Annotated in this window: 9 protein-coding genes; 5 read left to right on the forward strand and 4 right to left on the reverse strand. The window is 67.3% G+C overall.

Translation table 11 applies throughout. From position 1 onward, the window contains the following. Positions 1–157: 157 nt before the first annotated feature. A complete protein-coding gene (locus QM019_RS05685) occupies positions 158–517 on the forward strand; it encodes an ArsR/SmtB family transcription factor (RefSeq protein ID WP_282852222.1) in 360 nt (119 codons plus the stop codon). Next, positions 517–1770, forward strand: a complete 1254-nt coding sequence (locus QM019_RS05690) for an MFS transporter (RefSeq protein WP_282852223.1) — start codon at positions 517–519, stop codon at positions 1768–1770. Before QM019_RS05685 ends, QM019_RS05690 begins: the two co-directional genes overlap by 1 nt. Positions 1771–1888: 118 nt before the next feature. Here the strand turns inward: QM019_RS05690 and QM019_RS05695 are convergent, their stop codons facing one another. From QM019_RS05695 to ychF, 4 genes are all read right to left on the reverse strand, one after another. Then, positions 1889–2635 (reverse strand): alpha/beta fold hydrolase, encoded by a 747-nt coding sequence (locus QM019_RS05695; RefSeq protein ID WP_282852224.1) that lies wholly within the window; start codon positions 2633–2635, stop codon positions 1889–1891. 74 nt (positions 2636–2709) lie between these two features. Beyond that, a complete protein-coding gene (locus tag QM019_RS05700) occupies positions 2710–3012 on the reverse strand; it encodes a HigA family addiction module antitoxin (RefSeq protein WP_044496365.1) in 303 nt (100 codons plus the stop codon). After that, complete coding sequence (locus tag QM019_RS05705) at positions 2999–3280, reverse strand: type II toxin-antitoxin system RelE/ParE family toxin (protein ID WP_282852225.1); 282 nt, start codon at positions 3278–3280, stop codon at positions 2999–3001. Before QM019_RS05705 ends, QM019_RS05700 begins: the two co-directional genes overlap by 14 nt. Positions 3281–3313: 33 nt before the next feature. Then, positions 3314–4387, reverse strand: a complete 1074-nt coding sequence (gene ychF, locus QM019_RS05710; RefSeq protein ID WP_282826847.1) for a redox-regulated ATPase YchF — start codon at positions 4385–4387, stop codon at positions 3314–3316. 79 nt (positions 4388–4466) lie between these two features. On the opposite strand from ychF, the gene QM019_RS05715 reads away from it, so the two are divergent. The 3 genes from QM019_RS05715 to QM019_RS05725 are packed head-to-tail and all read left to right on the forward strand — an operon-like array spanning position 4467 to position 7638. Next, the gene (locus QM019_RS05715) at positions 4467–5081 is read left to right on the forward strand and encodes a 3'-5' exonuclease (protein WP_282852226.1); all 615 of its coding nucleotides are present in this window, start codon (positions 4467–4469) and stop codon (positions 5079–5081) included. A 19-nt stretch (positions 5082–5100) separates the two neighbouring features. Then, positions 5101–6450, forward strand: coding sequence for a hypothetical protein (locus tag QM019_RS05720; RefSeq protein ID WP_282852227.1), 1350 nt, complete (start codon positions 5101–5103; stop codon positions 6448–6450). Between the two features lie 42 nt (positions 6451–6492). Beyond that, positions 6493–7638, forward strand: a complete 1146-nt coding sequence (locus QM019_RS05725) for a DNA recombination protein RmuC (protein ID WP_282852228.1) — start codon at positions 6493–6495, stop codon at positions 7636–7638. The last annotated feature ends 75 nt before the right edge of the window (positions 7639–7713 follow it).

Below are 7713 nucleotides of genomic sequence, written 5' to 3' on the forward strand. Positions count from 1 at the left end.
ATCGGCTCACATCACACGTTGAACCGGAACTCCACCACGTTCCCACACATACCAACCTCTAGTACTCACTGCAGGGCGAAGTCCGGAGCCGGAGACGCGTCAGCTCATCAGCACTCTCGGCCATCGGTTGTGCAATAATCTGCGTATGCATGCAGATATGGACGGTCCCCTGTCGACGGAGAGCGAGTATGTCGAGCTCGCGGTCGAGGTGTTCTCGATGCTCTCGGATGCGACCCGGATCCGGATCATCCTCGCCCTGCGCGATCAGGAGCTGTCGGTGAACCATCTCGCAGAGATCGTCGATAAGTCCGCCCCGGCCGTCTCCCAGCATCTGGCGAAGCTGCGCCTGGCGCGGATCGTTTCGACCCGGCAGGAGGGCACGAAGGTGTTCTACCGACTGGCGAACGAGCATGCCCGTCAGTTGGTCGCGGACGCGATCTTCCAGGCTCAGCACACGATGAGCAACGACCCGGCCCACCACCGCGGCGATCACCGGACCCCCGAGGATGTCCACTAATGCTGCGCGTCTTCCGCAACCCTACCTACGCGAAACTGTTCTCCGCCCAGGTGATCGCCCTGCTCGGCACCGGCCTGCTCACCGTCGCCCTGGGCCTGCTCGCTTTCGGCATCGCCGGCGACGCGGCTGGGTCGGTGCTCGGCACGGCGCTTACCATCAAGATGGTCGCCTATGTCGGCGTCGCCCCGCTGATCGCCGCGGTCGTCGACCGACTGCCGAAGAAGGCGGTCCTGGTCACCGCGGATCTGATCCGCCTGGCGATTGCGGTGATGCTGCCGTTCGTCACCGAGGCCTGGCAGATCTACGTGCTCGTGTTCGTGCTGCAGTCCGCGTCGGCGACGTTCACCCCCGCATTCCAGTCCCTGATCCCCTCGGTCCTCCCGGAGCCGGAGGACTACACTCGGGCGCTGTCGCTGTCGCGTCTCGCCTATGACCTCGAGGCGCTACTGAGCCCGACGATCGCCGCGGCTCTGCTGACTCTGATCAGCTACAACAACCTGTTCGTCGGCACCGCGGTCGGCTTCGCCTGCTCGGCCATTCTGGTGCTGCTCTCCCGGCTGCCTGCCCGCACTGATGACGGGCCCGTGCTGCCGTTCTGGCAGCGACTCCCGTTAGGTGCGAAGGTGTTCGCCCGGACGCCGACGTTGCGGTTCCTAATGCTCACGAACATCGTCGTCGCGGCCGGCACCGCGATCGTTCTGGTGAACTCCGTCGTCTACGCCCGCGGCGTGTTCGGGCTCGGCGATCAGTCCCTCGCTCTCGCGTTGGCCTGCTACGGCATGGGCTCGCTCGTCGTCGCGCTGAACATCCCCTGGCTGGTTGACAAGCTCGGCGTGATCCGCACCATGATCACCGGCGCGGTCGTCATCACCGCCGGGCTGGCCGTCGCCGTCATAGTTACCGCAGTCGCGACGAGCACTGGGGCGGGATGGTACGTACTGCTGGGCACCTGGGTGCTGCTGGGCATCGGCACCTCGCTCGTCAACACGCCATCGTCGAGGCTACTGGCCGACGCGTCGACGACGGCGAACCGGAATCTCGTCTACACGGCCCAGTTCGCCCTCTCCCACGCTTGCTTCCTGGTCACCTACCCAATCGCGGGGTGGCTGGGTGCCGCGAATCTGACCGGCGCGGCTATCGCGCTTCTGATCCTGGCGGCGGTCGTCGGGGCTATCGCCGTGGCGTTTGCCCGCTCCCGACTCCTGCGGGCAGACACAGACATGCCCACGGTGACGAGTCAGCTCGGCCGCTGAGCGGAAGCATTTCAGGCGGCCGCTAATGAACGCCGGATCGCGATCGTTCAATCGAGTGGCGACCGCAGCGGTTTAGTTCGAGAAGCGGAATTCCACCACGTCGTCGCAGCTAACAACCTCAGCGGACACTGGTCCGCGAGTCGCTGGCCTGATCGCGAGATAACCAGCGGCGAAGCACGTCGATCCACTCGTCGAAGGCGTCGAGGTGCGCATCATGGCTGCCGCCAGAGAGATCGACTCTGACCGTCTCAGGCCTGCGCCGGATCAGCTCGTCCTTGTCGGCATCGCTGAACATCCCGTGCTTGGCGAAAATCGCGAGCGTCGGAACCTGCAGAGCTTCCCACTCGTCCCAGCGCGGTTCATGCACAGCCTCGATCGTGCGTTGCATGACCGCGGCGTCGAAACCCGGGACGAGCCCATCATCCGTCGACTGGAGATCCGCTACCCAGGCATCAACGATCGCGTCATCACCGAGGAACTCGCGGGCAGCGGCCTCGTCCCGGAACGGAACCGGCCAGGACGCGAAGTACGCGCCGAGACCAGCAGCCTCGCGCGGATCGTCACTCCCCGACACATGACCTTCGAGCATCACGAGCCCCTCGACCAGGTCTGGGCGCGCTGCTGCTGCGAGAAAAGCAGTGTGGGCTCCCATCGACTGCCCGACGAGCGTCGCTCGACTCCCTGGGGCGAGCTCCTCGATCGCCGCCACGACGTCGCCGACGAAGGCGTCGCGGGATAGATCATCGGGAAGCCGCGTGCTCGCACCGTGCCCTCGCTGGTCCACGAGCAGGACCCGATGGTCCTGCAACGCTCGCGCCGTGCGCAGCAACTCCCGCGAGCTCCCGGCAAGCCCGTGCAGCAGCACGACGACAGGGCCGTCGCCGCCGAGGTCGGTGACCGCGATGCAGACGCCTCCGGGGCGTTGCACGACGCAGCTGGTCACGCGACCTGTAGCGGCGCGATCGCCGCGATCTGCTCACCTGCTGCGTCCTCGGCGCGGTCGAGCTCATAGTGGCTCTGCAGGTTGATCCAGAACTCGGCCGACGTGCCGAAGTACCTCGCGAGCCGCAGCGCCGTGTCTGCGGTGATCCCCCGCTTGCCGTGCACGATCTCGTTGATCCGCCGGGGCGGGACGCCGATCGACACGGCGAGCTTGTTCTGTGTGATGCCGAAGCCCTCGATGAAGTCCTCCATGAGGACCTCACCCGGGTGAATCGGCTCGATCCTGTCAGTGGTAGTCAACGATCTGCACCTCCTCTGGTCCAGCGTCGGTCCACACGAAGCAGATCCGCCACTGGTCGTTGATCCTGATGCTGTGCTGCCCGACCCGATCGCCCTTGAGCGCCTCGAGCCGATTGCCAGGCGGGACGCGGAGGTCCTCGAGAGACTCTGCAGACCCCACCTGACGTAGCTTGCGCAGCGCGACCCGATGGATCCTCGGATCGATCGAGCGCACGCGCTCACGACGCCACACCCGTTCGGTGTCCTTGTTGCCGAACGATCTGATCACGAAACCAGTGTATAACGGAGTCCGTCATTAACGCTATACGTTAAACCGGAACTCCACCACGTCGCCGTCCTGCATGACGTAGTCCTTGCCCTCGATGCGCACCTTGCCGGCCGCCTTGGCGTCCTGCATTGAGCCCGCCGCGAGGAGATCCTCGAACGAGACGACCTCGGCCTTGATGAAGCCGCGCTCGAAGTCGGTGTGGATCACGCCTGCAGCCTGGGGTGCCTTGTCGCCCTTGCGGATGGTCCAGGCGCGCGCTTCCTTCGGGCCGGCCGTGAGGTAGGTCTGGAGGCCGAGCGTGTCGAAGCCGACGCGCGCGAGCTGGTCGAGACCCGACTCATCCTGGCCGAGTGCCTCGAGCAGTTCGGCAGCTTCGTCGGCGGGCAGGTCGATCAGCTCCGACTCGGTCTTCGCGTCGAGGAATACCGCCTGAGCGGGCGCAACCAGCGCGGCGAGCTCGTCGAGCTTGCCCTGATCGGCGAGGATCGCCTCGTCGACGTTGAAGACGTAGATGAACGGCTTCGCGCTGAGCAGGCCGAGCTCACGAACGGGCTCGAGGTCGAGATCGCTGCTCGAGAGCAGCTTGCCCTCGTTGAGCACAGCGAGTGCTTCCTTCGCGGCGTTGAGCACGGACGCGTCGAGCTTCTTCCCCTTGACTTCCTTCTCGAAGCGCGGAATCGCCTTCTCGAGGGTCTGCAGGTCGGCCAGGATCAGCTCGGTGTTGATCGTCTCCATGTCGCTCGCGGGCGACACCGCGCCGTCGACGTGCACGACGTCGGGGTCGGAGAATCCGCGCACGACCTGCGCGATCGCATCCGCCTCACGAATGTTCGCGAGGAACTGGTTACCGAGCCCCTCACCCTCACTCGCGCCCTTCACGATGCCGGCGATGTCAACGAACGACACCGTTGCCGGCAGCAGCCGCTGCGAGGCGAAGATTTCGGCGAGCTGGCCGAGCCGCGCATCCGGCAGTTCAACGACGCCGACGTTCGGTTCGATCGTCGCGAACGGGTAGTTCGCGGCAAGCACCGTGTTCTTGGTCAGCGCGTTGAAGAGGGTGGACTTGCCGACGTTGGGCAGTCCGACGATTCCGATAGTAAGAGCCACGGCGCCCTAGTCTACCGGCCGGGCGGATCGCCTGCGGCGGCCCCGACAATGTCAGGGGGTCGTGCCACCATTGAGCCACATGTCAGTCAGTTTCACCGCCGTCGACTTCGAAACGGCCAACCGCTCCCCCGCCTCCGCCTGCGCGGTCGGCGTGGTGCGGGTGCGCGACGGCGAGTTCGTCGAACGCGAGACCTGGCTGATCCATCCGCCCGAAGGTCATGACCAGTTCGAGCCGTTCAACATTCAGCTCCACGGCGTGAGCCCGGAGCGCGTCGCCCGCGCACCACGGTGGCGTGAGAGCTTGCAGCGGCTCATCGACTTTATCGGCGATGACGTCGTCGTTGCCCACAACGCGGGCTTCGACATCGGAGTCATCGTCGCCGCCTCGCGCGCGAGCCGACTGCCCGTGCCCGGCATGCGCTATTTCTGCTCGCTCCGACTCGCCCGCACGAGCTACCAACTTCCCTCGTACAAACTGCCTCGCGCGGCGGCCGCCGCCGGTTATACCCTGGAGAACCACCACGACCCCCTCGCGGATGCCGAGGCGTGCGCGGCGATCGTCGTCGACGTCGCACGCACTGGCGGTTTCACCGACATGGACGAGCTTGCGAGCTCGTCCCGAGTGCAGATCCGCCACCTGCAACCCGAGGATGCGCCAGCGCACGACCAACTCGTGGCCGACGCAACATTTTGACCACCGCAAGGAGCATCCCTTGACCGCACCCCGCTGGCAGCACCTGCTTGAGCGCCCCGAGAACATCGACGCCACGGGCATCGCCATCGCAATCATCGCCGATGGGGGCGACGCGGCCTACCGCAAGTCGCTGGCTCGGTGGAACTCGCTGCGCGACCGCAATGACAAGGATGCGCAGGCCGGCATCGCGCTGATTCTCGCGGACGCCTTCGACGACCACCGCGCGATCGACGAGATCGCGGAAACGTGGCCCGAAGTGTTCCCCGAGCAGTTCGCGTGGCGCACCGTCATCGCCGAGCCTGGCGCTCGCACGCGGCGCGCGTTCGGGGCAAAGTCGCTCGCCGCGCTGCGGGAATGGGGCGAGCACGGCACCGACGCCGATCTACCGGCCGAAGCGGCGCAGGCCGCGCGGATGCTGCACCCCGACGACGCCGAAGAGGTCTACCTGCCGCTGCGTCGGCTGCTGCTCGAGCGCGCTCACGAGGCGATCGTGCGCCACAATAGCGCGGCGAGCGCGGCGGCGGAGGTCGCCGACGATGAGTCAACCGAGCCTGCCGAGGATGCCGAGCTAACGGCCGAACCGACGGCCACCGATGACCTGACGCAACTCGAGGCCGCGATGGCCGCGTCCGATCTCGTCGACACCGCCGAGCGCGCTGCCGACAATCTCCTCGTCGCCGCGGCCCGGGCCACACCGGACTCCTACGATGTGCAGCGCGTCGTGCTCTCGTACTGGGGCGAGGCCGAACCACTCGACGCCGTGCCGACCGCGAACCCGCGACCGGGCGACCCGCCGGCGTCGTGGACCGCGACCTGCGAGGTGCTCGCGGGCACGCGCTCGCCGAGCGTCGCCGAGCAGTTCAACCAACTCGCTGAGGGCTACGACGAACTGCACGGCCGCGAACTCGAGCAGTACATCGACGCCCTCGAACGCACCAACGCGCCGTTTGCCGACACGAAGCTGCTCGAACTCGCGAAGTCCGACAGCGGCGCCGCCAGCCTCGCAGTGCGGGCCCTTGCCGACCGACGCCGCCGTCTCGCGAAGGCCCAACCGCCAATGACCGAGCGGTTTGACGTGCTCGTCGAGGCACTACACGATCACGGCATCCTCACCGAGCTCCCTGGCGTTCAAGCCCGCGCCGCCCTTGCCAAGCAGCGCACCGCCGACGAAGAACCGCTGCAGGCGGCGCTAGCGATTGCGGACGCCTACGGCCGACCGACCGGCAACGAACTCGCGCTCGAATGGGCCTCATTTGCGAGTTGGCTCGAGACGGCAACGCTTCCGGGCCCAGCACCCGTACCCGCCGCGACGCCGTCGCCGCGTCAGCGACCGGGCGGCATTCGCGGCCTGTTCCGTCGCAACTCCTAGTCGTTGGCGGGCCATGTCGCAGGCTCATGGCACGCTGCAGGCATGGACATCGCAGGGCTCATCATTAGTCTTCTCATCGGCGTCGCGCTCGGCGCGGTAATCGGCGTGCTCGTCACACGCGGGCGCGCCCTGACGGCCGAGGCCCGCGTCGACGAGCTTCGCCAGGCACAGACGCAGGCCGAGCTTCGCGGCTCGGGCGACGCGCGAATCCTGCAAGAGCTCGCGCCGATGCGCAGCGAACTCTCGCGCTTGCGGCTGACCGTGCACGAGCTTGAGCAAGAACGCCTCGAGCTGCACGGTCGGTTGAGCGAGCAACTGCGCGTGCGGGCGAGCTCCGACGCCGAGCTGCGGGCGGCCACCGAGCAGCTTACCGCGGCGATGCGCTCGGGCACGGCCCGCGGCAACTGGGGGGAGGCCCAGTTGCGCAACCTCTTTGAGAGCGCGGGGATGCTCCCCCACGTCGACTTCGACACCCAGGTCTCGGTCGAGGGTGACGACGGCCGGCTCCGGCCCGACGCCGTCGTGCGCCTGCCCGGCGAGCACGCGCTCGTCGTCGACGCGAAGGCGCCGATGTTACGCTTCCTCGAAGGGATGCGCGTGCCCCAGCCCGGCACCGAGGCCGACGCCAAGCTGCGGTCGCGGCTTCTCCGCGAGCATGCGCAGGCAGTGCGGGGCCACATCGACACCCTGCGAGCCCGCAACTACCAGGCCGTCGTACCGGGCTCGCCGAACTTCGTCGTCGCGTACCTCCCGAGCGAGGCGGCACTCTCGGCGGCGCTCACCGCCGACCCGGCCTTGCTCGACGACGCCTTTGCCAAGGGCGTCGCGCTCGCGTCCCCGACCACGCTCTGGGCGATCCTGCGCTCGATCGCCGCCGCGTGGCAGCAAGAACGCGTGAGCGAGTCGGTCGAGCAGGTGTTGGCGCTCTCAAGCGACCTCTATCGCCGCATCGGCACCGCGTCGGGCCACCTCGCGAAGCTCGGCCGCCAACTACGGGGTTCGGTCGAGGCCTATGACCAGTTCGTCGGGTCCTACGAGAGCCGAGTACTGCCAACCGCGCGTCGGCTCGCCGAGTTCGATGCCGCGGCGAAACCCATCGAGATGCCGAAGTCGGTCGAGAAAACACCGCGGGCCGTCATCGCCCCCGAGCTCGTGCCCGACGCAAAAGTCGAGCCCGAGCACCGGTAATCGGTGCCCGGGCTCGACGAGGGTTCGGTGTGGTCTACGCCTCGTCAGCGAGCCACATCGATGCGCGGTGCACCG

The sequence above is a fragment of the Gulosibacter sediminis genome, from assembly GCF_030011715.1.
In the GTDB taxonomy this organism is placed as follows: Bacteria; Actinomycetota; Actinomycetes; order Actinomycetales; family Microbacteriaceae; genus Gulosibacter; species Gulosibacter sediminis.